27 protein-coding genes and 1 riboswitch are annotated in these 26,030 nt (G+C 46.7%); of the genes, 10 read left to right on the forward strand and 17 right to left on the reverse strand.

What is annotated here, in order from left to right; genetic code table 11:
• Positions 1–180 precede the first annotated feature (180 nt).
• Positions 181–1,344 carry a putative glycoside hydrolase gene (locus tag C558_RS0108395; RefSeq protein WP_018755814.1) on the forward strand — a complete coding sequence of 388 codons (1,164 nt, stop codon included), beginning with the start codon at positions 181–183 and terminating at the stop codon, positions 1,342–1,344.
• Positions 1,345–1,419: 75 nt separating this feature from the next.
• Here the strand turns inward: C558_RS0108395 and C558_RS0108400 are convergent, their stop codons facing one another.
• The 4 genes from C558_RS0108400 to C558_RS0108415 all read right to left on the reverse strand — a co-directional run bounded on the left by C558_RS0108400 (position 1,420) and on the right by C558_RS0108415 (position 4,412).
• Positions 1,420–1,629: a DUF3906 family protein gene (locus C558_RS0108400; RefSeq protein ID WP_018755815.1), complete on the reverse strand. Its 210-nt coding sequence runs from the start codon at positions 1,627–1,629 to the stop codon at positions 1,420–1,422.
• 294 nt (positions 1,630–1,923) lie between these two features.
• Positions 1,924–2,892: a 6-phosphofructokinase gene (gene pfkA, locus C558_RS0108405; RefSeq protein WP_018755816.1), complete on the reverse strand. Its 969-nt coding sequence runs from the start codon at positions 2,890–2,892 to the stop codon at positions 1,924–1,926.
• 37 nt (positions 2,893–2,929) lie between these two features.
• Positions 2,930–4,012: a tetraprenyl-beta-curcumene synthase family protein gene (locus C558_RS0108410; protein WP_018755817.1), complete on the reverse strand. Its 1,083-nt coding sequence runs from the start codon at positions 4,010–4,012 to the stop codon at positions 2,930–2,932.
• Positions 4,013–4,097: 85 nt separating this feature from the next.
• Positions 4,098–4,412: a hypothetical protein gene (locus C558_RS0108415; RefSeq protein ID WP_018755818.1), complete on the reverse strand. Its 315-nt coding sequence runs from the start codon at positions 4,410–4,412 to the stop codon at positions 4,098–4,100.
• A 161-nt stretch (positions 4,413–4,573) separates the two neighbouring features.
• Here C558_RS0108415 and C558_RS0108420 point away from each other — a divergent pair, with 161 nt between their 5' ends.
• On the forward strand, positions 4,574–5,743 hold the full coding sequence (locus tag C558_RS0108420; RefSeq protein WP_018755819.1) for an MFS transporter: 1,170 nt from the start codon (positions 4,574–4,576) through the stop codon (positions 5,741–5,743).
• 85 nt (positions 5,744–5,828) lie between these two features.
• Positions 5,829–6,476 carry a nitroreductase family protein gene (locus tag C558_RS0108425; RefSeq protein WP_018755820.1) on the forward strand — a complete coding sequence of 216 codons (648 nt, stop codon included), beginning with the start codon at positions 5,829–5,831 and terminating at the stop codon, positions 6,474–6,476.
• A gap of 153 nt (positions 6,477–6,629) precedes the next feature.
• Here the strand turns inward: C558_RS0108425 and C558_RS0108430 are convergent, their stop codons facing one another.
• Together C558_RS0108430 and C558_RS0108435 are read right to left on the reverse strand one after the other, a co-directional pair.
• On the reverse strand, positions 6,630–6,827 hold the full coding sequence (locus C558_RS0108430) for a cold shock domain-containing protein (protein ID WP_018755821.1): 198 nt from the start codon (positions 6,825–6,827) through the stop codon (positions 6,630–6,632).
• A gap of 69 nt (positions 6,828–6,896) precedes the next feature.
• A complete protein-coding gene (locus C558_RS0108435) occupies positions 6,897–7,601 on the reverse strand; it encodes a class I SAM-dependent methyltransferase (protein ID WP_018755822.1) in 705 nt (234 codons plus the stop codon).
• 189 nt (positions 7,602–7,790) lie between these two features.
• On the opposite strand from C558_RS0108435, the gene C558_RS0108440 reads away from it, so the two are divergent.
• The 6 genes from C558_RS0108440 to C558_RS0108460 all read left to right on the forward strand — a co-directional run bounded on the left by C558_RS0108440 (position 7,791) and on the right by C558_RS0108460 (position 12,512).
• Positions 7,791–8,024, forward strand: a complete 234-nt coding sequence (locus C558_RS0108440; RefSeq protein WP_018755823.1) for a hypothetical protein — start codon at positions 7,791–7,793, stop codon at positions 8,022–8,024.
• Between the two features lie 28 nt (positions 8,025–8,052).
• Entirely contained in the window at positions 8,053–8,235 is a 183-nt protein-coding gene (locus C558_RS33065; RefSeq protein ID WP_083927154.1) for a hypothetical protein, read from the forward strand.
• 176 nt (positions 8,236–8,411) lie between these two features.
• A complete protein-coding gene (gene pepF / locus C558_RS0108445; protein ID WP_018755824.1) occupies positions 8,412–10,205 on the forward strand; it encodes an oligoendopeptidase F in 1,794 nt (597 codons plus the stop codon).
• A gap of 117 nt (positions 10,206–10,322) precedes the next feature.
• A complete protein-coding gene (locus C558_RS0108450) occupies positions 10,323–10,670 on the forward strand; it encodes a LapA family protein (RefSeq protein WP_018755825.1) in 348 nt (115 codons plus the stop codon).
• Positions 10,654–11,697, forward strand: coding sequence for a M42 family metallopeptidase (locus C558_RS0108455; RefSeq protein WP_018755826.1), 1,044 nt, complete (start codon positions 10,654–10,656; stop codon positions 11,695–11,697). The genes C558_RS0108450 and C558_RS0108455 overlap by 17 nt, the downstream gene beginning before the upstream one ends.
• 35 nt (positions 11,698–11,732) lie before the next feature.
• A complete protein-coding gene (locus tag C558_RS0108460) occupies positions 11,733–12,512 on the forward strand; it encodes a hypothetical protein (RefSeq protein WP_018755827.1) in 780 nt (259 codons plus the stop codon).
• 44 nt (positions 12,513–12,556) lie between these two features.
• Here C558_RS0108460 and C558_RS0108465 read toward each other — a convergent pair whose 3' ends face one another.
• The 4 genes from C558_RS0108465 to C558_RS0108480 all read right to left on the reverse strand — a co-directional run bounded on the left by C558_RS0108465 (position 12,557) and on the right by C558_RS0108480 (position 17,337).
• On the reverse strand, positions 12,557–14,482 hold the full coding sequence (locus tag C558_RS0108465; protein WP_018755828.1) for an ABC-F family ATP-binding cassette domain-containing protein: 1,926 nt from the start codon (positions 14,480–14,482) through the stop codon (positions 12,557–12,559).
• A 159-nt stretch (positions 14,483–14,641) separates the two neighbouring features.
• A complete protein-coding gene (locus tag C558_RS0108470) occupies positions 14,642–15,259 on the reverse strand; it encodes a KinB-signaling pathway activation protein (RefSeq protein ID WP_018755829.1) in 618 nt (205 codons plus the stop codon).
• Between the two features lie 33 nt (positions 15,260–15,292).
• Positions 15,293–15,634, reverse strand: a complete 342-nt coding sequence (locus C558_RS0108475) for a DUF1516 family protein (RefSeq protein WP_018755830.1) — start codon at positions 15,632–15,634, stop codon at positions 15,293–15,295.
• A gap of 275 nt (positions 15,635–15,909) precedes the next feature.
• On the reverse strand, positions 15,910–17,337 hold the full coding sequence (locus C558_RS0108480; protein ID WP_018755831.1) for an NAD(P)/FAD-dependent oxidoreductase: 1,428 nt from the start codon (positions 17,335–17,337) through the stop codon (positions 15,910–15,912).
• Between the two features lie 68 nt (positions 17,338–17,405).
• Positions 17,406–17,505, reverse strand: a riboswitch (purine riboswitch).
• A 246-nt stretch (positions 17,506–17,751) separates the two neighbouring features.
• Here C558_RS0108480 and coaA point away from each other — a divergent pair.
• The gene (gene coaA, locus C558_RS0108485; RefSeq protein WP_018755832.1) at positions 17,752–18,672 is read left to right on the forward strand and encodes a type I pantothenate kinase; all 921 of its coding nucleotides are present in this window, start codon (positions 17,752–17,754) and stop codon (positions 18,670–18,672) included.
• Positions 18,673–18,734: 62 nt separating this feature from the next.
• On the opposite strand, the gene C558_RS0108490 is transcribed toward coaA, so the two are convergent.
• From C558_RS0108490 to hemE, 7 genes are all read right to left on the reverse strand, one after another.
• The gene (locus C558_RS0108490) at positions 18,735–19,550 is read right to left on the reverse strand and encodes a DUF92 domain-containing protein (protein ID WP_018755833.1); all 816 of its coding nucleotides are present in this window, start codon (positions 19,548–19,550) and stop codon (positions 18,735–18,737) included.
• Between the two features lie 50 nt (positions 19,551–19,600).
• Positions 19,601–20,224: a fumarylacetoacetate hydrolase family protein gene (locus C558_RS0108495; protein ID WP_018755834.1), complete on the reverse strand. Its 624-nt coding sequence runs from the start codon at positions 20,222–20,224 to the stop codon at positions 19,601–19,603.
• Between the two features lies 1 nt (position 20,225).
• Positions 20,226–20,975, reverse strand: a complete 750-nt coding sequence (locus tag C558_RS0108500; protein ID WP_018755835.1) for a glycerophosphodiester phosphodiesterase — start codon at positions 20,973–20,975, stop codon at positions 20,226–20,228.
• A 13-nt stretch (positions 20,976–20,988) separates the two neighbouring features.
• Positions 20,989–22,260, reverse strand: a complete 1,272-nt coding sequence (locus C558_RS0108505) for a CapA family protein (protein ID WP_245583782.1) — start codon at positions 22,258–22,260, stop codon at positions 20,989–20,991.
• A gap of 190 nt (positions 22,261–22,450) precedes the next feature.
• Complete coding sequence (hemY, locus tag C558_RS0108510) at positions 22,451–23,911, reverse strand: protoporphyrinogen oxidase (protein ID WP_425413923.1); 1,461 nt, start codon at positions 23,909–23,911, stop codon at positions 22,451–22,453.
• Between the two features lie 9 nt (positions 23,912–23,920).
• Positions 23,921–24,868, reverse strand: coding sequence for a ferrochelatase (gene hemH / locus C558_RS0108515; RefSeq protein ID WP_018755838.1), 948 nt, complete (start codon positions 24,866–24,868; stop codon positions 23,921–23,923).
• Positions 24,869–24,894: 26 nt separating this feature from the next.
• Positions 24,895–25,944, reverse strand: a complete 1,050-nt coding sequence (gene hemE / locus C558_RS0108520; protein ID WP_018755839.1) for a uroporphyrinogen decarboxylase — start codon at positions 25,942–25,944, stop codon at positions 24,895–24,897.
• Between the last annotated feature and the right edge of the window lie 86 nt (positions 25,945–26,030).

A 26,030-nucleotide genomic window follows, 5' to 3' on the forward strand; every position in this document is an offset into this window, starting at 1 on the left:
AGGTAAAACCTAAATGAGTACCTGAAATGTTTCTGAAGGAAACATACTTCGAAAGCATATGCTCTTCGAGGATGAACGCAAGATTCGATGTCGGGTCTGCTACTTTGCAACACTTCGTGATCAAAAGATGACTTTTTGAACAACGTCTAATAGCGTCGCAAGAGGAGAGTGTACCCTTTCATGAACATCCTATGGTCTTTATTACTCATGGCTCTGAGCTCCTTAAGCCAGACACCAGCACACCAAGACACTAGCTCAACGCAGTTAATGAGAGCTGCCCTGCAAGCCATTAGCGCCGAAGCGAATCCGAGCGGTCAGATCTCGAATCCATTCGCTGCGCTTGATCCACAAGAGCATGCTCCCAAAGTGAAGGGCATCTATGCAACCGCATACAGTGCCGGCGGCGAACGTCTGAAATCCTTGTTGCAATTAATAGATTCGACTGAGCTTAATGCGATGGTCGTTGATATTAAAGATGACTCCGGATATATCACCTATAAGACGGACAATGCGAAGTTAGCGCAGCTTGGATCACCTAAGCCCTTTATTAAAGATATTCACCAATTCATGGAGACACTACAGAAACATCAGATCTATCCGATCGCTCGAATCGTCGTCTTCAAGGACACCGTACTTGCAAAGAAGCATCCGGAACTCTCTTTCGTCAAATCCGATGGATCCGTGTGGGCGAATGGCAAGAAGGACAGCTTCGTGAATCCCTACATGAAAGAAGTATGGGACTATAATATCGAACTAGCCAAGGAAGCTGTGAAGCTAGGTTTCCGTGAAATCCAATTCGACTATGTTCGGTTCCCTGAAGGATTTGAGAACAAGGCCAAATCGCTCAAATTCACAACGAATGACAAATCGCGCGTACAAATTGTTGCCGATTTCGTCGATTATGCGAAGCAGCAGCTCGCGCCTCTTGGTGTGCGTGTCTCCGTAGATATTTTCGGTTATGCAGCATCCGTCCCTGCCGCAGAAGGCATTGGACAGGATTTCGTAAAAATATCAGAGCATGTCGATGTGATCTGCCCCATGGTCTATCCAAGCCACTACTCAACCGGTTGGTACGGTGCGAAGAATCCGGATATCGAACCTTATCGCACGATTAAAGGCTCCATGGAGGATACACACAAAAAACTTTCTCCACTCGCCGAGAAGAAGCCTATCATCAGACCATGGATTCAAGACTTCACTGCAAGCTGGCTTGGAAAAGGGCATTACACGAAATATGGCAAACATGAAGTCGAAGAGCAAATCCGCGCCTTGAAGGATACCGGCATCGATGAGTACCTATTGTGGAACGCTGGCAATCGGTATACCGAAGATGTGAAGTACTAGGTTAGATTTAACACCAATAAGAAGAGCCCTGTATACCACCCGAGCGAATGGTATGGAGGGCTCTTGTATTTCAAGTCACTTGCGATGCGTCTCAATCACGTAACCCGCACCCTTATCCAATCTTTTCTTCTCAAGGATACTAACCTCAAGTTGCGCTGGTGATGCTAGGAAATGACGGTCCATGTGAGAGTCGACATAGGAAAATGCTTTCTCGTCCGTCTCCGCTACGACAATGAGATAGACAAGTTGTTCTTCCAATTCAATTTCAACACGATATAAGTACATAAGATGACTTCCCCTTCCACATTCTTATCCTTATTATCCCGATGAGGATTATATTCATTATATTGAAAAACCTCCCAAAAAGCTTGTACAAATTTTCTCCCTTCCCGAAATGAGAAAAACCTCTATCGAGGTCCTTTCAAAGATGAGCGACCGCGTTTAGAGGTAGTTTTTATCGCCAATAGGAAATTTTTTATACACCTTTGTCGCTTTAGTTAACATTCCTATGTGGTAAAAAAAGACTGCTCCTCCGTCATCTCCAAATGACTTCAGAACAGCCTTTCTTGTTAAGCTTGATTATTTCGAAAGACGTAGAGCAAGATCGTACAATTCCATATCAAATGCTTTCTTCGTGTTCACAACCGTATCAATATCGGTCATCACCAATTCACCTTTAATGACACCGCATGATTTGCCTGATTGGCCTTCCATTAACATACGTACAGCATAATCGCCAAGACGGCTTCCTAGAACGCGGTCATTGTGCGTTGGGCAGCCACCACGTTGAATATGACCCAATACGGTTACACGCGCATCCACGTCAACACGCTCCGTAATGCCTTTGGCGATATCTTCACCGCGGCCAACGCCTTCTGCAACAATCACGATACTATGGCGTTTGCCATGTTCGAAATTGTCTTTCATGCGATTCGCTACATCATCAATGCTGAATGGCACTTCAGGGACAAGAATCGTCTCTGCGCCGCTCGCAAGACCAGCATACAACGCGATATCACCGCAATGACGTCCCATAACCTCAACGATAGAGGAGCGCTCATGCGAACTCATCGTATCGCGCAATTTATTGACTGCGTCCACTACAATGCCTACAGCCGTATCGAATCCGATCGTAAAGTCTGTGAACGCAATATCATTATCAATTGTGCCTGGTAAGCACATCGTTTTGATGCCAAGTTTGCTCAATTTGTTCGCGCCTTGATATGAACCATCTCCACCGATAACGACTAAGCCATCGATACCATATTCACGTAGAATATCCGCACCTTTTTGTTGGCCTTCAGCCGTCATGAACTCTTTACAACGAGCCGATTGCAGAATCGTTCCGCCGCGTTGGATAATATCACCGACACTACGCAAGTCCATCGAACGGATTTCTCTGTTCAATAGTCCTTGGTAACCGCGTTGAATACCGAACACTTCGATGCCGTAATATAACGCACTACGCACGACTGCACGAACAGCCGCGTTCATCCCTTGAGAATCTCCCCCACTAGTAAGAACTGCAATTTTTTTGACTGCTGACATATCCTTATCCTCCTTAAAAAATCCATCTTATCTCTATCTATGATTTATGTTTACGTATCCAAAGACTATTCCCCCAGAAAAACAACCGCGTTAACGGGCTTTTCCGCATGAGACGCTTGGAGACGGACTTCACATGCTGTTGACTCGTCACCTTTGGGTCTGACAAGTATAAAGCAATCAATCCTTCTATCACCATACGATGGAACTGCGAATCAGGCAAGTGCTTCACATCTTCTCTCGCCCCTTCGACCACCATCACCATCCGCTCGATTAAGGTCTCTTGCTCATCGTAATAGTTGCAGAAATTCAAATCCCCACCCAAGCGATCTTCTTCTTGGTCAATTAAATAATCAAGCATAATATGCAATCCGCATACATGCGGAAAATAAGCTCTTCGAATATCACTTGCCTCGCGTACGGTCAGACTAGGTCTTGTCGCAGCTGTGAACAGCATGAATACACCTAGGGTCGAACCTGTCGCTGCAGCGAATTCATTCCAGTGCAAATGAGGAGATTTATTCCGATTCTGCTCCCACCAGGCGGTTAGCTCCGATTCTCTAAGATCATGACGAATATGCTTGTACACTTGCAAATCGACATACAGACCCACCAATTCTTCCAGATAAGGCATCACTTTCCCATAGGACGGAAGCTGCCTGATACAAGATTGGCAAGTCGACACGAGATTATGCAGGTAACCATCGTCTTCATGCTCAGGATGGTAAGCGTAATAATTTTGAAGTGGAGCTTCGGGGTTAATCGCATCTAACATCGACTGATGGAGCTGGCGAAAATCAACCGGATCCATGGAGGTGCTGCGATCACACAGGTTATCCAGATAATCGCTGATCGTCTGAAATGCCACGATAAGTGGAATCAGCACATCTTTCTGCGATATATCTAAAGCTGCGTACACCGCTCCGCCTTGACAATGGAACTGCTTCGTCGCGATGCTCGCAAGCGCTTGTCGGCGAAGCTCTTCATCAGGAATCGACTCCGCTTGTTCCTGCCAATAACCAAGTGATTGCTTAACACCTGGCAAAATAACACGATACACGCGGAACATCAGCTGTATTGGATTTAGTGGTGCAGTGAATTGTCGCTGTTGTGTTAGACTCAATACGGGGTGCCTCCAAAAATGCATTCATTTTCATGTGAATCATTCCTATTATAGTACGATCAGTCATAATGCACAAACCGCTACATTAGGCATGCATTCTCGTACGTACCTCTTGATTCGTGCGGTACCACAAATGCAAATCATTAATCTGACTAGCAATTTCGGCGATCTCCGAATTCAGCTGGCAGCTGACCTCGAAATTTTCTTCATCAAATAATTGTGACTGTTTCTTATTAATTACGCGCTCAAGCGCTATGATTCGGTTTGGGATTTTTCCTCGGATCCATTCCCATCGAACAAGAATAGCTTCTCGCTCTACAACACTATATTGTTCCCACTCTTGAGCAAGCGCAGGCACATGAATACCTAACCGCTCATCGAATTGAAAGACATTCTCCATCTCTATCTCCTCCATGAAAAAGAGTCCAATAGTAAATGTACCACTCACAACGAAGGAAATCTATAATATTCAGCACAGTTCCAAAAGAGCATTCCAGAACCCTGAGGCAGGTGCTATACTAATAGTTATTTCGATACCCATTCTAGATTGGAGCTCTCAGCATGTTGTTCAGACGAAATGGATCCTCTATGATGCAAGATTTTCATTGGCTGCGAATGTTCGTATTCTCACTGTATACGACCACGTCACTCATTACAGCCTTTTTTCCGCTCTATTTCAGCGGCATTGGCTTCTCGAATGTCCAGATCGGATTTATTTATTCGATTGGACCCTTAATCTCGATTTTCTCGAACCTCATCTGGGGAATTGCTAGCGATAAGTTCCGTACGATCAAGAAAATCGTTCTCATCCTACTCGTTGGCCAATTATTCATGGTCTTACTATTAACGCAATCTACCTCTTTTGCCGTCATTTGCATTCTGATGTTCGTGTTTAATTTCTTTTATTCTCCCATAAACCCATTAGCTGATACATGGGCGATCATGACGATGCAGAAGCGCGGTAAAAATTTCATGAGCGTGCGAATCTACGGGTCATTCGGATTTGCCATCGCATCACTCGTCCTCGGATTTATTCTGAAGCAAACCGGGGCCCATATTACGCTGTGGGTATGCCTTCTCCTATCCGGATGTTCGCTGTTAATTGCCCTATTCGCAACGGACCAACAGGGCACAACAGCCAAGAAGATGGAACTCGGAGGGCTACTGAAAATCCTGAAGCAGCGCGAAATCGTCTGGTTCTTCCTGTTGCTGCTCTTAGTCGCAGTATCACATCGATTCAACGATGCCTTCATCTCCCCTGTTCTACGAGGAATGGGCGCAGATGAGACAATTATCGGATGGGCATTGTCCGCTTCTTCGTTAAGTGAAATTCCCGTCTTCTTCCTTCTTAGCAAATACGGCTCGAAGTTCAAAGAACTTCCGCTCTTATCGATCGCCAGTCTCATGTATGCCGTTCGTTTCTTGCTGATGAGTGTTGTTACGGATCCGGCGTGGGTCGTTGTTATACAGCTTATGCACAGCGTCACATTTGGTATCTACTTTTTTACCGCTGTTCGTTACGTAACCAATATCATCCCGGATGAGTATCGCGCGACAGGACTTGCATTCTTCACGATCATCTGGTCCTCGCTCGCAGGTCTCATCAGCGGGTCTGTTGGCGGAAGTCTGCTCGATATCAGCAAAGGAACATTATACATGGTCGCTGCGAGTCTGGCATTGATCGGTTCGATCGGCTTTATGGCGCGCTATTTGATAGCAAAGGATCAATAACCGACGCGAAATTCCTTGCTTTTTCCAATCTTCGGGCTATAATGAGAAAAGGATTTAGGACCAAGTAATAAAGGCGGGGAAAATCATGGATTTCGAACAACTCAAAGCAATTATTCATGGACGTCGAAGCGTCCGTAATTACACCGATCAATCAGTCGCGATTGCAGATATCGAAGATCTCATTGATTGTGCGCGTTATGCTCCAAGTGATACGAATTCACAGACTTGGGAGTTCATCGCCATTACGAATAAAGACCTGATCAAACAAATTGAGGGGTTGACATGGGATCAGCTTCATGCGCTTGCAGCCGTATCGGAGACGAAAGGTCTTAACCGCGAAGCACGCCTACTCGTGAAATCTTTCGGACCTTATGCGACAGCCTTCTCCAATGCTCCTGTCTTGATCATTTGTCTAGCAACGCCATACAACTCGAAATTCCGCGAGAAAATCTTCGACCCGATTGAACTTGCTTCGGAGAGCGTATGGGCGGAGGAAGGGATCAAGAGCAGCTGCCTTGCAACACAGAACCTCATGCTCGCAGCGCATGCCAAAGGGCTTGCTACTTGTCCTATGACAGGACCTGTCCTGCTCGCTGAACATCAGTTGAAGGAATTGCTTGAGATTCCTGATGATCGTCAAGTCAACATGGTCATCTCACTTGGTTACCCGGCCGATCAGCCGAGCAAGCTGCCGCGTAAAGACGTTCAAGACATTCTTCGTATTATTGAATAAATAACGTGCAAGACCCCCGTTATCCTATGATTGCGGGGGTCTTGTCTTGTTTTACAACAAATGAAGCTGTTAGAAATACAAAAAAACAGATCCCAGAATGAACTGAAATCTGTGTGATGAACATGCATGGCGCAATTTATAATGAATAGTTAATTATAATTTCGTTACGCTAGCCGCTTGTGGTCCACGGTTGCCTTGTGTAATTTCAAATTCAACCGATTGGCCTTCTTCTAGAGTCTTGAATCCTTCGCCTTGGATCGCGGAGAAATGAACGAATACATCGTCGCCGCCTTCCACTTGAATAAAACCGTAGCCCTTCTCAGCATTAAACCATTTTACTGTTCCTTTCAAATGAACAACCTCCTAATATGCCGCCTTTAATGGCGATTATTTATATTATATCCGAAATATTGGAAATGTTCAACGAATCTTTTTGATCTCAAGAAAGTCGGACGAGCCTGGTATGAAAGGCAATTGACTGGACTTGAAGGATACCTGATGGCCTGTTTGTTCAAACTCTTGCATCATGGTCGACATCGCTGAGTATCCAGCCCAGCGTAGTGATTTCAGCGGATAGATGAGCACCCTTCCACCCACCGCGCAGACGCGAATTAATTCCTTAATTGCTGCCAAGTGAAATGCATAATCGAATTGATCCGCGTATAAGAAAAGAAAGTGACTGCAAAAAACATGCTGAAATGTATGATCATCGAAGGGTAGTTCGGGCAGCTTCGCAAAGATATAATGCGACGGATTGCCTTGATAATCCGCAATAAATTGCTCTGAGGATCTTATGCGTCTATCGCGGTGCTGAGCCGGGTCCCCGTAGAAGCTCCAATCGAACGTCTCCTGTATCTTCGTAAGCTTGGCTGTTGAAGTCTCAATCTCCTCCGATGCATAACGCGCTAAATACGCCGCATCGTAATGGAATAACGGGTCTGCCGCCACAGCCGTGTACCCGCGTGAATTCGCTTCCGCCGTGAAAGACGACGCACCGCCTGCCACATCCAAGATACTCCCTTGTGCCAAATCTGCCTCCGTAAGAGCGAACATTCGCATATATTCCTCATACGAACGACATGTCATAGCTACACCTTGCTGTTCATACGCTGGATAAAAACTCATCTCAACCACTCTCCTCAGCTCATCTCAACTCATCTCTTCAGCCTCAATCGGCTTTGTTATAAATTACCACTTAAACCCATACAGAGCAAGATCAAATTATGACTTAATATTTGCTTTATATCGCGCTGTACGTTATCATTTTACACAAAACAACGTAACAAGAACTTACCTGAAGAACGGAGCTTATAAATGATTAAAAAACATGTAATATACAAAAAAGACAACTGGAATATGATTACGGTAGAGGTCCAAGGCAAGTATATTGTCCTTCGCGAAATTTCAGACCAATGGGGCGAAGAGACGCACACCTTCTTAAGTCGTCCTGCACTCATGAACTGGGTTAATAACCGCTTCCCCAAATCGGAGTATATAGATAACTTGGAAGAGTGGAATGACATGATGGCGAATTTCCGACAAGTCTAAGCCAAGCTCACGAAATGAGGTGATCCCCATAGACTCAACCAGTATTCTCATCTTTATCATTCTAGCCTTTTCGATGGGTGCCATCCTTATTATGAAGAAAGATTCAATTCCTGCGCCTCTGCGCCGGGTCATGGCTATCATTACGATTCTTCTCGTGGCATTCGCCTTTTTCTTAATCGTATACAGCTCATTTCAACTAGGTTCAGCTTAATTGATAAATGACAGGCATCAGGGTCATACTATTGACAAATTTTACGGCGCAGGAGTGATCTTGTGAGACGAGGAATTTGTCTTTTATTGATTACATGTCTATTGCAACAGACTGTCATCCCCGTCGCGGCCAGCTCTGCTGAACCCGCGCAATCTATCAAACCTAGGAGGGTTCCAATGAGTCAAATCGTTAAGCGTCAAGATGTACCGAAAGAAGATCAATGGAAATTAGAAGATTTATTCGCTTCGCAAGGGGCTTGGGATCAAGAATACAAGCTGGTGAAAGAACAGCTCGGCAAAGTATCCGCCTATCAGGGTAAATTAACTGATGCAGCTGCAGTCAAGGCTTGCTTCGACTTGGAAGATGAGATTTCACTACATACAGAACGTCTTTACGTTTACGCAAACATGCATCATCACGAAGATACTGCTGAACCTACATACCAAGCATTATCCGAGAAATCCAAAAAGCTCAGCGTGGATGTCGGTGAAGCATTATCATTTATTACCCCGGAAATATTGTCATTATCTGATGAGCAGCTCGACAGTTTCATTAACAATTCAGATCTCAGTAAATATAAATTTACGTTGACTGAAATGAAACGCCAGAAGGCGCATGTTCTCTCGAAAGCTGAGGAAGCATTGCTCGCACAAGTCGGCAATATCTCACAAGCGCCGAATACCATCTACGGTATGATCAACAATGCCGATATGAAATTCCCGAAAGTCAAAGATGAGAAAGGCGTGGAACGTGAATTAACACACGGCAGCTACATTCAGTTCCTCGAGAGCGATAATGTGGAGGTACGCAGAAATGCGTTCAAAGCCGTCTACGAGACCTATGGCAAGCAAAAGAATACGATCGCTGCAACACTCAATGCGAACGTCACCAAAAACATCTTCTATTCGCGTGCACGTAAATATCCATCCGTTCTTGAAATGTCGCTCTATGGCGACAACATTCCAAAAGAAGTGTACACGAATCTCATTGATACCATCCATGAGCACCTGCCTCTAATGCACCGCTACATGGAACTGCGTAAGAAATTGCTTAAAGTCGATGAACTTCATATGTACGATTTGTTCGCTCCGCTCGTCGAAGAGTTCAAAATGGACATTACCTATGCAGAGGCCAAGAAAATGGTCAAAGAAAGCTTGAAACCGCTAGGTGATGATTATCTGAACAACCTGCAGCATGGATTCGATGATGGCTGGATTGATGTCCACGAAAACGAAGGCAAGCGCAGTGGTGCATACAGCTGGGGCGCATACGGCACACACCCTTACGTGCTCTTGAACCACAAGGACAATCTCAACAGCATGTTCACGCTTGCACATGAAATGGGTCATGCGCTTCACTCCTTCTATTCCGATACGAACTTGGAATATCGCGATGCACAGTACACGATCTTCTTAGCTGAAGTTGCTTCAACCTTGAATGAAGCCTTGCTCATGAACTATATGCTGAAGAAGGCAGAGAACGATCCAAAAATGAAAATGTATCTGCTCACATACTACGCTGATCAATTCCGTACAACGGTCTTCCGTCAGACGATGTTCGCAGAGTTCGAGAAAATCATGCATGAACGCGCAGAACAAGGCGATGCGCTGACGCCGCAAGAGCTCTCGAAGATTTATTACGACTTGAATCTCCAATATTATGGCAAAGGCATGGTCGTGGATCAAGACATTGAGATGGAGTGGGCACGAATCCCTCATTTCTATACCAGCTTCTACGTCTATAAATACGCTACCGGATTCTCTGCGGCAACAAGCTTTGCGAAGCAGATTCTCGATGAAGGTGCACCTGCTGTAGAACGTTATCTTGGATTCTTGAAGAGCGGCGGCAGCGACTATTCCATCAACATCCTCAAGCGTGCCGGCGTCGATATGTCTTCACCACAGCCGATTCGGGAAGCGATGGACGTGTTCAAACAATTGATTGAAGACATGGAGAAACTTACGAACTAGTTAGAAACACCCCCACGCACCCCGAAAACGAATTAACGCTATACGAACAAAATCCCTTGCCTGCTACGGCAAGGGATTTTATACTATAAGGTACGCTGAAGCTTTAGGAGGAGTCATATGAAAATTCAATGGTCATTAATATTAGGACTCGTATTTGCATTAATTACGGCGATCTTCGCTGTCATTAATGTAGATCCCGTCCAAGTCAATTTGTTATTCGGAGTCGTCCAAGTCCCACTCATCCTGCTTATTTTGGGATGCACCTTGCTGGGTGGCTTAATCGTCGGTTCTTACGGAATTTACCTGCAATACCGACTACAGCGCAAGCTTAAGGCGACCAAGGCGGAGTTACAACATATTATCGATGCAACAGGCTATACATACCCAGTTTCACAAGATGCGCTATCATCCACGCATCCATCTAACCCAGACGAGGAGAAATCGAATCATGAACCTACCCTTTAACCAAGATTATGTCCTTGATTTTCTCGAAGAAATCCTAAATACCCCTAGCCCTACAGGCTACACGCACCACATTATGGAGCGAATTGAAGCTGAGGCACGTTCGTTAGGTTTCGAATTTGAACGTACGCAAAAAGGCTGCGGCATCATTAGTGTTCCGGGAAATGATCCATCTCGGACGATCGGGTTTACTGCACATGTCGATACCCTCGGCGCCATGGTTCGCTCGATCAATGCGCGTGGTACACTCCGGATTACACCGGTGGGCGGTTATATGATGAATGCGATTGAAAATGAATACTGTACAATCCATACGCGCGATGGACGCATTTATAGCGGAACGATTCTCACGACACACCCGTCTGTTCATGTCTACAGTGATGCTCGCGATTTCAAGCGTGATGAAGCTAATATGGAGATTCGGATTGATGAATTAGTCCATACGAAAGAAGATGTCATGAATCTTGGCATTCGTACAGGCGACTTCGTCTCCTTCGATCCCCGCGCTGTTATCTTCGATAACGGCTATGTGAAGTCACGCCATCTAGATGACAAAGCAAGTGTCGCTGCGCTGTTTGGTATTCTGGAATCGATTCATCGTGATCGCTGGACACCGGCCTATAATTTGAAATTGATCATTACCAACTATGAAGAGATTGGACATGGCGGATCCTACATTCCAGCAGAAATCGATGAGCTGATTGCAGTCGATATGGGCGCAATGGGGGATGATCTTGCATGTACAGAGCTGGATGTATCGATATGTGCCAAAGACTCCTCAGGCCCCTATGATTACGGTATGACGAGCAAGTTCATCCGTCTTGCTGAACGTGAGCAGATCCAGCATGTCGTTGATATTTACCCTTATTACGGTTCCGACGCATCTGCTGCGCTTCGCGGCGGCAATAATATCAAGGCGGCACTCATTGGACCCGGTGTACATGCCTCCCATGGTATGGAACGCACTCATATCCAAGCTGTCATGAATACCGCTAAATTACTCGCAGCCTATGTAACGGATACGGAATAGTAAATTTGGCGTTGAGGTCATCAGGAGGTGTCCGGGTGCAATTCCCTATGAAACGGTTCCAGTATAGCAAGATCAGAACACGCACGCTCCTATTCATACTGGCATTCATACTGATTCTAGCGATTAATATCTTCTACTTCATCCATACCAAGGCGAAGTATACCTATCATCAAGTTACCGCAACGAACGGGATATCCCTGCATGTACTTCATACGACACCAGACCATATTCAGTTGAAGGCGATTGATAGCAATGTTACGGATACTGGAGACGTAGGCATCAATGGCGGATTCTTCTATGGACAAGATATCTTATCCATTGCTGTACAGAATCATATCCCTGTGAAAGATGAGCCGCGTGCCTATGGATCAGGTTGGTATAACACCAAATATGATCGCGGCACCCTGGTCTGGGATGGATATCAAAAACAGTTCACTGTTCAGTCTGTTAAATCCGTGGAAGAACTGGATGTCTTCGATCGCAGTCAATATTGGGCGCAAGGCGGCGTCAGCATGAATTTGGCCAATGATTTCATCTGGGGCCTTGTGATCTATTATCAAGCACTTCCTGCAGCACATGAGGCCAGGTTGCGCAGTGGGCTTGTCTATGACAGTATGAATCAATTGTATCTCGTCGTCACACCAACGCCTTGCACCGCCGATCAATTCCGGCAAGCCATCCAAGAACAGATTGCTCCAGGGCAGTATAAAGAAGGCATCTTCTTAGACGGAGACGGATCTTCTCAACTTGCTTCAAATCAGTCCATGCTCACAGGAGATCATCGTAAAGTGCTTCAGATGATTAGCATTGAGTAGGAATATGAAGCCATTCAGTGAACGCAAAAATAGCGCAGAGTGTCCTAAGACTTGCTCTGCGCTATTTTATCGGCTAATTCGTTCAGATAGGTCCAGCGTTCCATTAACGCCTCAAGCTGCTCTTCCAGCCTCCGCTGCTCCTCTAACAACTCCTGTAGACGAGCGGAGTCACTGAAAGCCTCCTCCATCTGCTTCGCGACCGTTGCCATCTTCTGTTCCGTTTTCTCTATGACACCGTCGATCTCATCAAATTCTTTTTGCTCTTTGTAGCTGAATTTCAAGCGTTCTTGCTTCTCACGTTTCGGCTCACTTGCTTCCTCACGCGTCCCAGCGCTTGCACTGCTATTGCTGCTTTCACTTGCACTCGCACCATACTTCGCCATGTATTCTTCATACTCAGTGAAATTGCCTACATGATGACGAATCTTCTCATCACCTTCGAAAGCAATAATCTTCTCTACCGTACGATCTAGGAAGAAGCGATCATGCGATACGACAAAGACGACACCTGAGAACTCGTCCAAATAATCTTCAAGTACGGACAATGTCTGAATATCCAAATCATTCGTCGGCTCATCCAGCAGCAAGACATTCGGCGCACTCATGAGCACACTAAGAAGATAAAGTCTACGCTTCTCGCCGCCAGACAGCTTGGCAATCGGCGTCCACTGCATCGTTGGTGTGAAGAGGAACCTCTCTAGCATTTGAGCCGCTGTAATCGAACTGCCATCTGCCGTCTGAACGACCTCAGCGATTTCTTTAATATATTCAATGACACGCATCGAATCGTTCATCTCTTGGTTTTCTTGCGAGAAGTAACCAAGCTTCACTGTCGGCCCCATCTCAATGCTGCCTTCATCAGGAGTAATATGACCTGCAATCATATTGAGTAAGGTTGATTTCCCGCTGCCGTTCGGTCCAATGATCCCTACACGATCCTCGCGAACCGCAATGTACTCGAAATCACGAATCAATTGCTTACCATCAATCTGCTTCGACAAATGCTCGATTTCAAGTATCTTCTTCCCTAACCGCGACGATGCCACCGAGACATCTACCTTATTGTTCTGTCTAAGACCTTCCTGCTCCTGCAGCTTCTCGAAGCGATCGATCCGCGCCTTCTGCTTGGTTGTACGCGCCTTCGCCCCGCGACGAATCCATGCTAGTTCATTCCGAAGGAGATTCTGACGTTTCTGCTCTGAGGCTTGTTCTCGCTCTTCCCGCTCGGCCTTGAGCTCCAAGAACCGAGAATAGTTCGCTTCGTAGCTATACAGCTGTCCATGATCGAGCTCGAGCATCCGGCCCACAACGCGATCCAAGAAGTACCGATCATGGGTAATCATGAGCAGCGCCCCTCTACGCTTCTGCAAATACTGCTCCAACCAGATAACCGACGCATGATCAATATGGTTCGTAGGCTCATCTAGGATTAATAATTCGCACGGCTGAATTAACGCGGCTGCCATGGCAACCCGTTTGCGTTGACCGCCGGATAACGACCCGACCTTCGCCTCGAATGCTGTAATCCCAAGCTTAGACAACACCATCTTCGCTTCGCTCTCCAATTGCCATACATTCAGACGATCCATCTCATGGCTCCAATGAATCAGCTTCTGCTGCAATGCCTCATCGTTAGGCGCGAGCTCCACCTGCTGCATTGTCTCGGTATAGGACCATACGGTCTTCATCTCTGGTGAATCCCCGCGGAATACTTGCTCAAGCACAGTCGCATCCGGGTCGAATGCAGGATTCTGTGCTAAATATTGAATGCGCACCCGATTTCCGATGGCGATCTGTCCTGAATCCGGTTGTTCAATGCCTGCGATCACTTTGAGGAACGTCGACTTTCCTGTGCCGTTCACACCAATGATCCCGATCTTTTCCCCTTCCGAGATGCCGAACGACACGTCTTTGAATAGAATTTTCTCCCCATAACTCTTCGATATATTCTCAATCGTTAGTAAATTCATGCCTCGTCCCTACTTTGTCCGTATTCTGTACTAATGTATTCTACCACAAAACCACGGCCATGAAGAAGTAACGGCCTTGCATGCCATGATTTCTCCTGTATACAAATAAATAAAGCCCCGACACAGCACGATCCGTGCTCGTCGAGACTTTATTCATGTCTATGACACAACTGTTGTTGTCTTCTTCTGTGGTCCCGTAAGCTTATGAAGCGATAGGATCTGCCAGCTATTGCACACCACGAGCGGAATCAGCATGTAGAGGATATACTCCATCCGATTAACCGATAGCGATGGCAGCAGCTCCAGCACCGTAATCACAATCATGAAGAACATGGTCGGGACGATCGCATTCTTGTTCGTCAGTTTTACTTTCCAGATCGTAATGATCACACCAACAGCAAGAATAAGTAGCGGCAATCCAAGATACCCAAACGCATGGTCACCCTCACCAGCGAACTTCTTGAACCGAATAAAGAACAAATCAAACAGGGTTAGCAGTATAAAGAAAATTTGGATCCCAATCCAGACGTTCATGCGATTCTTCAGGATCCCAAGAATATAATATCTTCCGAATACGAAGGCGATAAATCCAATGATACTCGTGAACGCAATCGAGAAGATACCGAGCATCAATGAGGATAACTCATATCCGCTTAACTCGTCATCAATAAAGATAAACCCTGGATCCAAATATCTGAGTACTGCCCATGTTGCGATACCCGTCAACACGCCAATCAGTGTTGTTGTCCAGCATAAGTAGAAGATTCTCTTAATCATGCGCATATCCCCTAGAGAGCAAGTAAGCGTACATTAGAACGAAATAACGCCGTATCCCATGCACACGATGAGAGCAAGCAGAACAACCAAGATAATCCAGAACATCATCGTTGGTTCATTTCTGCGTAGACGCCCCATAATCATTTCCATCATACCGATCAAACCAAGCGCCAAAATCCCCTTCACAATGTACATGAGCGGGAAGTTCAACTTCACGAGCATCCCGATACCGGAGACGAGCATAATGAGGTAGAACAGACGTGTGATCATCGGTGTTACTTTCTGGCGTTTGAAAATGCAGCTAATGACGAACATCAGCACAAGAATCGCCCAAGAACCTGCATGGGACTGATAAAAAATATTAAACACATCCATGTTAAAACCCTCCTATTCTGTATTCGCAATCATTTAGACTATGTATTGTGTACGCATATCATCTAGATTGTACGTTTGATTAATCTGAAAAGCAATTCCATATCCAAAAATGATCGATTTTGTTCACAATATGATGAAGTTTTCATTCAAAACAACCATTGATCCTGTGAAAAAAATCATAGCAAGCCAAGCTAGACGAAATGAAAAGGGCCTCTGACCGGATAATCCGATACAGAAGCCGCTTCTTCAATCTATTCATGCGTACTGATCTACGATTAAGCTTGACCAATAATGTTTCTTGCAATCCACACGCCTGCTGCGCCTGCTTGCGCTAGCCCGCGTGTAATACCCGCACCGTCTCCACCGCAATACAAGCCAGGGATTTCTGTCTCGAAGGACTCCGACAGCTTTGGACGTGCTGAGTAGAATTTCGCTTCAACACCGTAGAACAAAGTGTGCTCGGAAGCAAGACCCGGTGTTACTTTATCGAGTGCCTCGACCATTTCGATCAAGCTCTTCATCGTATTATACGGAAGTACAAGCCCAAGATCTCCTGGTACAGCTTCACGAAGTGTCGGTTCTAAGAAGCCTTCACGAATCCGATTCTCTGTCGAACGTCTGCCGCGTAGAATATCGCCATATTTCTGAACAATGACACCGCCGCTTGATAGATCGTTCGCCCGTTTACAAATCTCACGTGCATACTCATTCGGTTTATCGAATGGATCTGTGAAACGATGCGACACCAGCAACGCGAAATTCGTATTCGCAGATCCAAGGGCTGGATCCTTGAAGGAGTGACCATTCGCCGCCATAACACCGCTGTGATTCTCAACTACAACGTGACCAGATGGATTGGAGCAGAACGTTCTTACACGTGTACCTACCGATGTGTTGTAGATGAATTTCCCTTCGTACAAATGCTCATTAATTTCACGCATGACAACATCGGACGTCTCTACGCGCACACCGACATCGACTTGGTTATTGAACATTTTGATCTTGCGCTTCTTGAGCACTTCAGTTAACCATGCGGAACCGTCACGACCTGGCACGATAACAACATGATCTGCTTGATACTCCGTTCCGTTCTTCAGCACAACACCGCGAACCTGCTTCGTTTCTTTATCTGTAATAATGTCATCGACTTCGGTCTTGTACATCATGTCAATCTTGTCTTTCAAATATTCAAAGATCGACTTCAGAATCTCAAGGTTCTGCTCCGTCCCCAAATGTCTTACTTGTGCCCGCAATAGCTTCAGTCCTGCAGCATATCCGCGCTGCTCAATATCGCGAACGATCTCCGTTGTCGGATCCGTAATGGACTCTGTTGCCCCGTGATCGAGGTTGATCTGGTCCACATATTTAATCAAATTTAATACTTTAGATGGGCTTAAGTAATCAGTCATCCAACCGCCGAACTCCGTCGTTACGTTGAATTTACCGTCACTATACGCACCCGCACCGCCAAAACCGCTCGTGATCGAGCAAGCTGGCAAGCATCCTGCGAAATCCTTCTTCCCCGCTGGTGGCGGGCATAGTTGGATTTTCTCCTCCAGAATCGGGCAGCGCCGACGATAAATATCATGACCTTTATCGATTAATAATACGCGAAGCTGTGGCGCCTTCAGTGATAATTCATAACATGTAAAAATTCCTGCTGGCCCTGCTCCTACGACAATTACATCATATTGATTACTCATGTCATCCTCCTAAAGTACATGTTGTCTTAGCTTGGGAACAACACAAAAAACCTGTCCAACGAATGAGGTACGACAAACGCCCCATTCGTAGACAGGAATTTACGGCTCCTTGTAGAGACCCTCAGTCCATATCACTGAGGATATACGAATTGAATCAAATTTATTCATGCTGATATGGATATCGTAACGGACAACAACGAATATGTCAAGCGTATCATTTAATTATTGTTCGGATTTTATGAGAATTAAGAATATACACCATGTAATATACCATTGGTTTTATCACCAATTCCGAATATTACTCAGTCGACACGACTCCCCTTGTTAAGCAAGGGATCTTCATTTCATTCAAGATCTGGTATGATAATAGCGATAACTGCTGAACGAACAATATAATACTAGCGAGGTACAACCATGCCTAATTACCATCCTTATCTCACGCTAACCCGGCAAGAATGGGCGCAATTCAGGTGCCAGGACCGCCCGGTTATTACTTCTCAGCACTTGGAGCAATTGAAATCACTGAACGATCAGATCACAATCGATGAAGTGCAGGAAGTCTACTTTCCATTAGCAGCGTTCCTCCATCTTCAAGCAGAGGCTGCGAAGCAGGTAAAAGCTGCCGAAGCTCGTTTCTTGGAGAAGTCTGTATCCGATGCACCTTATATTATCGGGATTGCAGGCAGTGTAGCAGCCGGTAAGAGTACTACCGCAAGGCTTCTGAAGGCTTTATTGTCTACATACGAGGGTTATGCCAATATCGATATCGTCACAACGGATGGCTTCTTGTATCCGAATCATGTCCTCGAAGCTAAAGGAATAATGGACAAGAAAGGCTTCCCACAAAGCTATGATATTCGTAAGCTCATTCAGTTCTTAACAGATATCAAATCGGGGATTCCGGAAGTGACTGCCCCCATGTATTCGCATCTGAGCTATGATATTCTGCCTGACGAAGTTCAGACTGTTCGCAAACCGGCGATCCTCATTATCGAAGGGATCAACGTATTGCAGGTGATTCGAGGCGCATCCGTATTCGTCAGCGACTTCTTCGATTATTCCATCTTCGTTGACGCCGGCGTTCAAGATTTAGAGACTTGGTATCTAGAGCGATTCCGTATGCTTCGAAAGACGGCGTTCCTGAATCCGCAGTCCTATTTCCACCGCTATGCAAGCCTAAGTGAACAGGAATCCTTGCTTATGGCATCAAATGTCTGGCGCGAAGTGAATGAGCTAAACCTCACCGAAAATATTTTGCCAACCAAGGCCCGCGCGAAGCTCATTCTGGAGAAAGGTGCAAGCCATACCGTTCAGAAGATCCATCTTCGCAAATAGCTCAAAACTAAAAACAGGATGTCTTCCGTCATAAACATGACTTCGAAGACATCCTGTTTGTTCTATATTCCTGCCAAGTAGAGTAAGACAATTGCGATTAATCCGCCAGCGCAGGAGCTGATCCAATTGACTTGGTCATTGTTCATCCACGAAAGGCCACGTACTCGATCAGTACGTACACCACAGTGGTCCTTCCGTTCAACCATTTTCCCGCATTTCGGGCAACGGTACATGACCTGGCACGTCGCTCCCATGATCGAATCGGCGAACGCACCTACCGTTCCGCCGATCCATCCCATCAGCAAATACAGATAGACGGGAACGCCTTGATGGATTGGAGACAACCAATCGAACCCAGCAGCGCATAGGCCGATGAAGAGGCCGCCGCACATCGCAGCGAGTGTACCTAATACCGATACGCCTCCTGAAGTTCCTGTCGGAATTCGTCTCCATGTGAGCACAGAACGAGGCTGTGAGCGGCTTAAGCTGCCGATCTCCGTTGCCCACGTATCCGCCGTCACCGTAGCCATCACACCTACGAAAGCAGCGACGATTAGAGGACTAGGATTGATCGCAAATGCGATACATAGCAGCATACCGATACCACCGTTGGCGAACACTTGTCCTGCATCCCGGCGCCCTGTTTTCTCATAAGCCGCTTCATACGTTTCTTTGGCGCTCTTCTTCACATGCGACATCACACTTGAAGAGACAAAAAACGCTAGGAGAATGCCAAACCAGAGCAGACTTCCCATTGCGAAAAAAATAGTCCCCATCGTGATAGCGGCAAGCATCCCTGATAAAGATAGAGAACGCCGCTTATAAGCCGAATAGGCGACAATCGCACTACAACCGAACCCAATCACCCAATTCCACATACGTATACCTTCCCCTTCGTACCGAAAAACATCTATGATGGCGAGACAAGTTATGCGATGATGCAAGAATCCAGCCGTTCGTTTCCAAAGTAGAGCTCAAGCTTGTCCCCAGTTACTGCAGCACCGACTCCTGCCGGCGTCCCAGTAAAGATGATATCGCCTTTTCCGAGTCCATAATGCGTCGCGATGAATTCAACAATCGTCTTCAAGTCAAAAATCATGTCCCGCGCATTGCCACGTTGGACCTCATTATCATTCTTCAGCAATACAAAATCGGAATCCTGAAGCGCATCGACACCTGGGAATGCGATATAAGGTGTTATCGGAGCGGAGTTGCGGAAGGCCTTAGCAGCTGTCCATGGATGGCCTTTCTGCTTACATACCGTCTGAACATCGCGAAGCGTGAAATCCAGTCCTAGTGCCATCACATCAATCAGATCATCCATCGGCATCCCTGGTTCATAATCTCGACCAATACGGATCACGAGCTCTGCTTCATAATGAAGTTCGCCTTGGTCCTTCGGCATCGTAATCTTCCCGCCGCTCATCGGCACGACGGCATGCGTTGGCTTCATGAAGATCATCGGCTTGGTCGGTACCTCATTCCCAAGCTCTGCGGCATGAAGTCGATAGTTCCGTCCTACACAGTATACATTCTGAATCATAGATTGCATGTTATCCCTCTTTCCCTTCTCCAATAGCCATATTCCACCGATCCGGATAATTCGTACAAATCATTAGTTCCGGATGCAGGTCAGCTACTTGTATAATGTCTTTCGTATGATTGCAAGTCCACGCCATAATCCCAATCCTCTGCTGCACCAAGGCAGCTGCGTTCTGCTTCGTGAACAACGGATAATATAAAGACAGAAAATCAGCTCCAAAAGAACGGCAGACGGCGACGTAATCTTGACTCGGTATCTCCGTAATGAGCCCTATTCGCAATTCTGGTGCAAGTCGCTTCAAACGTTGTACCACGTTCGGTTCGAATGATGTCAGCACGACATCATGCTGGAGCGTATATCGATAAATATGATCGATGACGGCTTCTTCAAGGCCAGAGTACATATTCCCCTGCGTCTTGAGCTCAATATTCATACGAAGCCGACCACCGGCTAAGTCGAGGACATTTTCTAAGGTTGGGATTTTCTCCCCAGCATAGGCTGGAGAGAACCACGAACCTGCATCCAACTGACTTAGTTCAGCATAGGTTTTTTCCCGTACAAACCCCTGACCATTTGTCGTACGCTCCAGCGTATAATCGTGTATGATGACGGGAATTCCGTCCTTGCTTAACTGAACATCAAATTCAATCCAAGATATGTATGGTTCAGACATAGCTAGCTGTATCGCTGCCAACGTATTCTCTGGCGCTTTGGAAGACCACCCGCGGTGTGCAACACAACAATTCTTCCCTACGTACATTCCGTGCTCCCCCTTACCTCGTACGACCGATCGTACCGATTCGCCCATCTTGACGAACTTCAGCGCCTAATGGATGGGACAATGCTGAGACTCGCTTCAACAGCTTCGAACCCGTCGCTTGATCCATAGGAACAGCTTGCCCGAGGTTCGCATGGAACGGGAACATTTGTAGCGCACAACTGCCATCATGATTCAACGTGACTTGCAGAACCGCTGTCTCCCAAGTCATGGGATTACTCGACTTTGTAAATACAAAATTCCCAAGACTATAAGCGATCCATTTCCCTTTGTACTGTTCAAATCCTTGAAGAACATGCGGATGGCTGCCAATAATGAGATCAGCCCCTGCATCAACGTATTCACGTGCCAGCTGCTTCTGCACAGCATTAGGTTTATCTGCTCTCTCAGCACCCCAATGTACCGTTACAATGACGAAATCAGCCTTTTTCCTCGCTTCCGCAATCTTCTCCCGCGCTTTGGCCGAGCTGTATGTATCTGCTACGCCTGGATTCTTTCCTTTCGCGAACCAACTGGTTTTCGGCAGAACGCGAGAGAATCCGAGCAGCGCAATGCGTTTTCCTTTGCGTTCCACATAGGCAATCTTGAAGGCCTCTTCCTCATCCTTACCCGCGCCAAAATGTTGGATTCCCGCTCCATCCAGATGCTTCATTGTATCCATCAACCCTGTGACCCCATGATCGAGTACATGATTGTTAGCGAGTGTAACCATATCTATCCCTGCTTTGCCTAGAGCACTCGCTGAGCCCGGTGCTGACTTGAACACAAATTGCTTGTCTTCCGCTGGTACCCCGCCTGTCGTGATCGGCGTCTCCAAGTTCGCTACCGTCAGGTCGTCTTGCTCGAACATCGATTTAACGTAATGAAATGGGAAATCATCACCGTTCTTATCGATCAATTCAGCTACTTTACCTGACATCTGGATGTCTCCAACAAAGGATATCTTAAGTCCATCCTGATCTGGCATCACGACCTGTGAGTTGACTTCTTCAGCAGGCTTCATTGCTGGATTGCCCCCAGCCTGACCCGTTCCCTCGTCCCCCACTTGACCTCCTGATGGATCACCCGATTCTGCAGAACCGGACGTTGTGTCGACACTTTCAGCTTCATTCACGGGTTCGGGCTTAACAGCATCCGTATGCTCTGTCGCAACCTGCTCCTCCACCTGCGTTGAACTGCGATCATGCCCTGCTTCCGCCTCCAGCGGGTCGCCTTGGAACTTAAAGATATAAACCGCAGTTAGCCCAGCGATGATTAGTAACATCACTAAGTTCAATGTTAACAACGTTCGGATCTTACGCCTTTTTCTCGCTTTTTGCGCCCGATGGGCATCTGATCTTGAAATATACATAGATTCTCCTCAAGTATTTATTCAGAAAAAAAAGCACTACTCATCCCATTATATCAACAATATGGGATAGAATAGTACTCTTTCAAGAAACATGTCAGTTTATTCATTAATCGGAAGGGTTTTTCATCCAGTTCACCATCCGTGCTGCTGCATCACGGCCTTGACGAATACAGTCGGGCAACCCAACCCCTTCATATCCTGAACCTACAACCTCCACGCCAGGAAGCTGCACAGACAACTCTTCCCGCAGACGCGCAAGTGCGTTCAAGTGACCTACCGGGTATTGCGGCATCGATTTCTTCAATCTCGTAATCTCGGTGAAGAGCGGTTCTGCCTGGATGTCAAGAATTTCTCTTAAATCTTTGCGAACGAGTGCTGCAAGTTGATCGTCTGGCAAGTCCACATTCTGCTCTTCGCCTTCACGACCGACATAACAACGAATCAGCACTTTGCCTTCCGGTGTCGAATGCGGCCATTTGTTCGAAGTCCATGTACAAGCGGTAATGTTGCGCTTCTCCTTGCGTGGAATGAGGAAGCCTGAGCCATCAAGTGGATTCGGAATATCGGCTGCATCGAAGGCCATAACAACATTCGCGACCGAAATATACGCCATTTGATCTAGCATGCTCGTATTCACATACGGTGCAAGTAAAGGTCCTGCCGCGAAGGTTGGCGTAGCAACAAAGACAGCGTCCGCTTCAAGCGACTCTCCTTGATCCAATACAACGCGATAACGTGGAGAAACTCCGTCTTGTGGGTCCAAAGGCTCTATGGCCGTAACACCCGTATTCGGAAGCAGCTCTGCCTTAGCATGCAAATCATGTACGAGCGCATGGACAAGGGACTGCAAGCCTTGACGGAAGGTCAAAAACATACTTTTGCGCACCGCATCGGTCTGGCCTGGCAAGTTAAGCGGCTTCGAGGACGAAACGCTCGACTTCATGCCGCGGATTAGACTGCCGTGCTTCTGCTCAATTTCACCGAACTGCGGGAACGTCGCCTGAAGACTCAGTTTGAACGTATCCCCAGCATAGATGCCTGCGAGCAGCGGTTCTGCGATATTTTCGAGCACCTCGAAGCCAAGACGCCGCGATAGGAATGAGCCAAGGGATTCGTCGCTTTGATCAGTCCGCTTCGGAATGAATAAATCCATTCCTGCTCTGAGCTTCCCTGGCACCGAGATGAGACCTGTCTTGAGGAAAGGCGTTATTTGCGTCGGAATCCCTAGCGATAGCCCCGGAGGCATCTTGTGCAGCTTCCCTTGATGCATAATATACGTCTGTTTCTTATCCGGACTTGTCGCGACGAGCTCATCCTCCAACTCCAATTCACGAGCCAGATCAATCATCGGCAGTTTGCGAGCAAGGAAGGAATCCGGACCCTTCTCAATGACAAAGCCGTCGCGGTGGAGCGTCATAATCTTGCCGCCGAAGCTTGCATCCTTCTCAACCAAGGTAACCTTCAGATCAAGACCTTGCTCTACCCCATATTTATGCAAATAAAAAGCGGAGCTCAGTCCGCTTATCCCTCCGCCAATGACTACAACGTGACGAGACGCTGTGTTCACCATGGACGGTCACTTCCTCTCTAGTTGTTGATGCACTACATCCGCGAGTGTCGCAATGTAGAGCGGATCCGTGTTCAATGATGCTGTACGTTCCAAATGAACTCCTAGTTCGCCAGCCACTTGCTGTGCTTCGATGTCTAAGTCGTACAACACTTCCAAGTGATCGGAGACGAAGCCGATCGGTGCGACGAGCACCTGCTTCACTTGCTCTTCTTCGACCAAGGTGTGGAGTGTATCGAGCATATCTGGCCCGAGCCAAGGTACAGCGGTCTGTCCGGCACTCTGCCAAGAGAATTGCCACTGCGTAAGTCCGACACGGTCTGCAATCGCACGGGAAGTCGCAAGCAGCTGATCCGGATAAGGATCGCCCATCTCCAGAATTTTTGCTGGAAGACTGTGAGCGCTGAAGAGAACTCGAACATCACGTTTCGCTTGCTCCAGCTCTCCAAATTTCTGCAACGCGTCTTCAACGCGTTGTACGAGTGCATCAAGCAAGAGCGGGTGAAGATGATAGTCTTTGACGAACGACATCGCAATGCCCTTCTCTTCCGCTTGTGCCTTCGCACGTTGAATATATCCGCCTACACTCATAACCGAATAATGGGGTGCCAAGACGACGCCGACTGCTTGCGTAATTCCATCTTGCGCCATCTGCTCAACGCCTTCTTCGATCAATGGATGTGCATGCTTCAATCCTTGATAGCAGACGAATTCCAAGTCCTCACGGCCGAATTCACTGTTCAACATTGCTTCAAGTGCAGCAACTTGACGATTGGTATTCTCACGCAGCGGGAAGAACCCGCCTACGATTTGCTCATAACGGGAAGTCAACTCTTCAAGCTGCTCTGTAGTCGGTGGATGACCACGGCGAATATGGGTATAGTACGCTTCCACTTGATTTAGACTCTCAGGCGTGCCATAGGACATCACCAATACACCAATTTTGTTCTGTGACATATTCCTTATCTCCCTCTGTGGCTGCCTTAACCTCTTATACGAATCGCTTCGCGCGAATAGGCATGTATATAGTCTGTTAAATGCTTCAACGTATCCAGCGATGCTTCGGGGAACAATCCATGACCCAGATTGAAAATGTAGCCTGGCTGCTGAATCCCTTCGTCAATCAACTGTCTTGCACGTTCTTCAAGGACGTGCGTCGGTGCAGTTAGCAAGAACGGGTCCAAATTCCCTTGGACCGCGAATTTCGAGCCTATACGCGCTCTTCCTTCCGTAATGGACACGCGCCAATCCAATCCGATCACATTCGCTTCTAGGTCACGCAGTGTTGGTAGCAATTCGCCTGAACTGACTCCTGGGAAATAAATTTTAGGTACATCTACTTCTTTGAGCGATGCGAAAATCCGCTTAATCGTGGGCAGTACATAACGTTCGAAATCTTGCGGTGCGAGTGCTCCCACCCAGCTATCAAACAATTGAACCGCTTTTGCCCCATTCGCGACATGTGCTTTAAGATAAGCAATCACCATATCACCTAGCTTATCCATTAGAGCGAACCAGACTTCTGGAGCACTATACATCATTTGCTTCGTTAACCGATAATTCCGTGATGGACGACCTTCGATAAGATAGCTGGCGATCGTAAATGGCGCCCCTGCAAACGTGATAAGCGGCACTTCAAGCTCGCGATCTAGAATTCGAATCGTCTCCAGCACGTGTGAGAGATCCCCCTCTATATCGATCGGACGCAGCTTCGCTACATCCTCTGCCGTTCGTACCGGATTATGTATGACTGGACCTACATTGGCAACAATATCAAAATCAATTCCAATTGAAGCAACCGGATTCATAATATCCGAATATAGAATTGCTGCGTCTACCCCGAGCTTATGAATCGGCATGAGTGTAACTTCCGCAGCCAATTCCGGCTGTTTGCAAATTTCGAGCAAGCTGTATTTTTCTTTGATTTTACGATAATCAGGATCGTAACGCCCTGCTTGGCGCATATACCAGACGGGAAGCTGATCGACCTCTTGCTTCAAGCATGCTCTTAGAAACCGGTCATTCGTTATCATGTCAATTCTCCAATCTAACCAAAATAATGTGTGTTCAAAAAGTCAACTTTTCAGTACCGAGAAGGTTGCGAGAATCCGAAGAAGGA

Origin of the sequence: Paenibacillus terrigena DSM 21567, from assembly GCF_000374845.1 — a bacterium.
In the GTDB taxonomy this organism is placed as follows: domain Bacteria; phylum Bacillota; class Bacilli; order Paenibacillales; family Paenibacillaceae; genus Paenibacillus_K; species Paenibacillus_K terrigena.

Excerpts from the sequence above, each read along its gene's own strand:
- C558_RS0108400 (WP_018755815.1), bottom strand. The coding sequence starts at position 1,629 with ATGTACTTATATCGTGTTGAAATTGAATTGGAAGAACAACTTGTCTAT.
- C558_RS0108420 (WP_018755819.1), top strand. The coding sequence starts at position 4,574 with ATGTTGTTCAGACGAAATGGATCCTCTATGATGCAAGATTTTCATTGG.
- C558_RS0108500 (WP_018755835.1), bottom strand. The coding sequence starts at position 20,975 with ATGTACGTAGGGAAGAATTGTTGTGTTGCACACCGCGGGTGGTCTTCC.
- C558_RS0108455 (WP_018755826.1), top strand. The coding sequence starts at position 10,654 with ATGAACCTACCCTTTAACCAAGATTATGTCCTTGATTTTCTCGAAGAA.
- C558_RS0108490 (WP_018755833.1), bottom strand. The coding sequence starts at position 19,550 with ATGTGGAATTGGGTGATTGGGTTCGGTTGTAGTGCGATTGTCGCCTAT.
- hemE (WP_018755839.1), bottom strand. The coding sequence starts at position 25,944 with ATGATAACGAATGACCGGTTTCTAAGAGCATGCTTGAAGCAAGAGGTC.
- C558_RS0108450 (WP_018755825.1), top strand. The coding sequence starts at position 10,323 with ATGAAAATTCAATGGTCATTAATATTAGGACTCGTATTTGCATTAATT.
- pepF (WP_018755824.1), top strand. The coding sequence starts at position 8,412 with ATGAGTCAAATCGTTAAGCGTCAAGATGTACCGAAAGAAGATCAATGG.
- hemH (WP_018755838.1), bottom strand. The coding sequence starts at position 24,868 with ATGTCACAGAACAAAATTGGTGTATTGGTGATGTCCTATGGCACGCCT.
- C558_RS0108415 (WP_018755818.1), bottom strand. The coding sequence starts at position 4,412 with ATGGAGAATGTCTTTCAATTCGATGAGCGGTTAGGTATTCATGTGCCT.
- C558_RS0108480 (WP_018755831.1), bottom strand. The coding sequence starts at position 17,337 with ATGAGTAATCAATATGATGTAATTGTCGTAGGAGCAGGGCCAGCAGGA.
- C558_RS0108475 (WP_018755830.1), bottom strand. The coding sequence starts at position 15,634 with ATGGATGTGTTTAATATTTTTTATCAGTCCCATGCAGGTTCTTGGGCG.
- C558_RS0108395 (WP_018755814.1), top strand. The coding sequence starts at position 181 with ATGAACATCCTATGGTCTTTATTACTCATGGCTCTGAGCTCCTTAAGC.
- C558_RS0108495 (WP_018755834.1), bottom strand. The coding sequence starts at position 20,224 with ATGCAATCTATGATTCAGAATGTATACTGTGTAGGACGGAACTATCGA.
- C558_RS0108435 (WP_018755822.1), bottom strand. The coding sequence starts at position 7,601 with ATGAGTTTTTATCCAGCGTATGAACAGCAAGGTGTAGCTATGACATGT.
- C558_RS0108465 (WP_018755828.1), bottom strand. The coding sequence starts at position 14,482 with ATGAATTTACTAACGATTGAGAATATATCGAAGAGTTATGGGGAGAAA.
- C558_RS0108440 (WP_018755823.1), top strand. The coding sequence starts at position 7,791 with ATGATTAAAAAACATGTAATATACAAAAAAGACAACTGGAATATGATT.
- pfkA (WP_018755816.1), bottom strand. The coding sequence starts at position 2,892 with ATGTCAGCAGTCAAAAAAATTGCAGTTCTTACTAGTGGGGGAGATTCT.
- C558_RS0108425 (WP_018755820.1), top strand. The coding sequence starts at position 5,829 with ATGGATTTCGAACAACTCAAAGCAATTATTCATGGACGTCGAAGCGTC.
- C558_RS0108470 (WP_018755829.1), bottom strand. The coding sequence starts at position 15,259 with ATGATTAAGAGAATCTTCTACTTATGCTGGACAACAACACTGATTGGC.
- coaA (WP_018755832.1), top strand. The coding sequence starts at position 17,752 with ATGCCTAATTACCATCCTTATCTCACGCTAACCCGGCAAGAATGGGCG.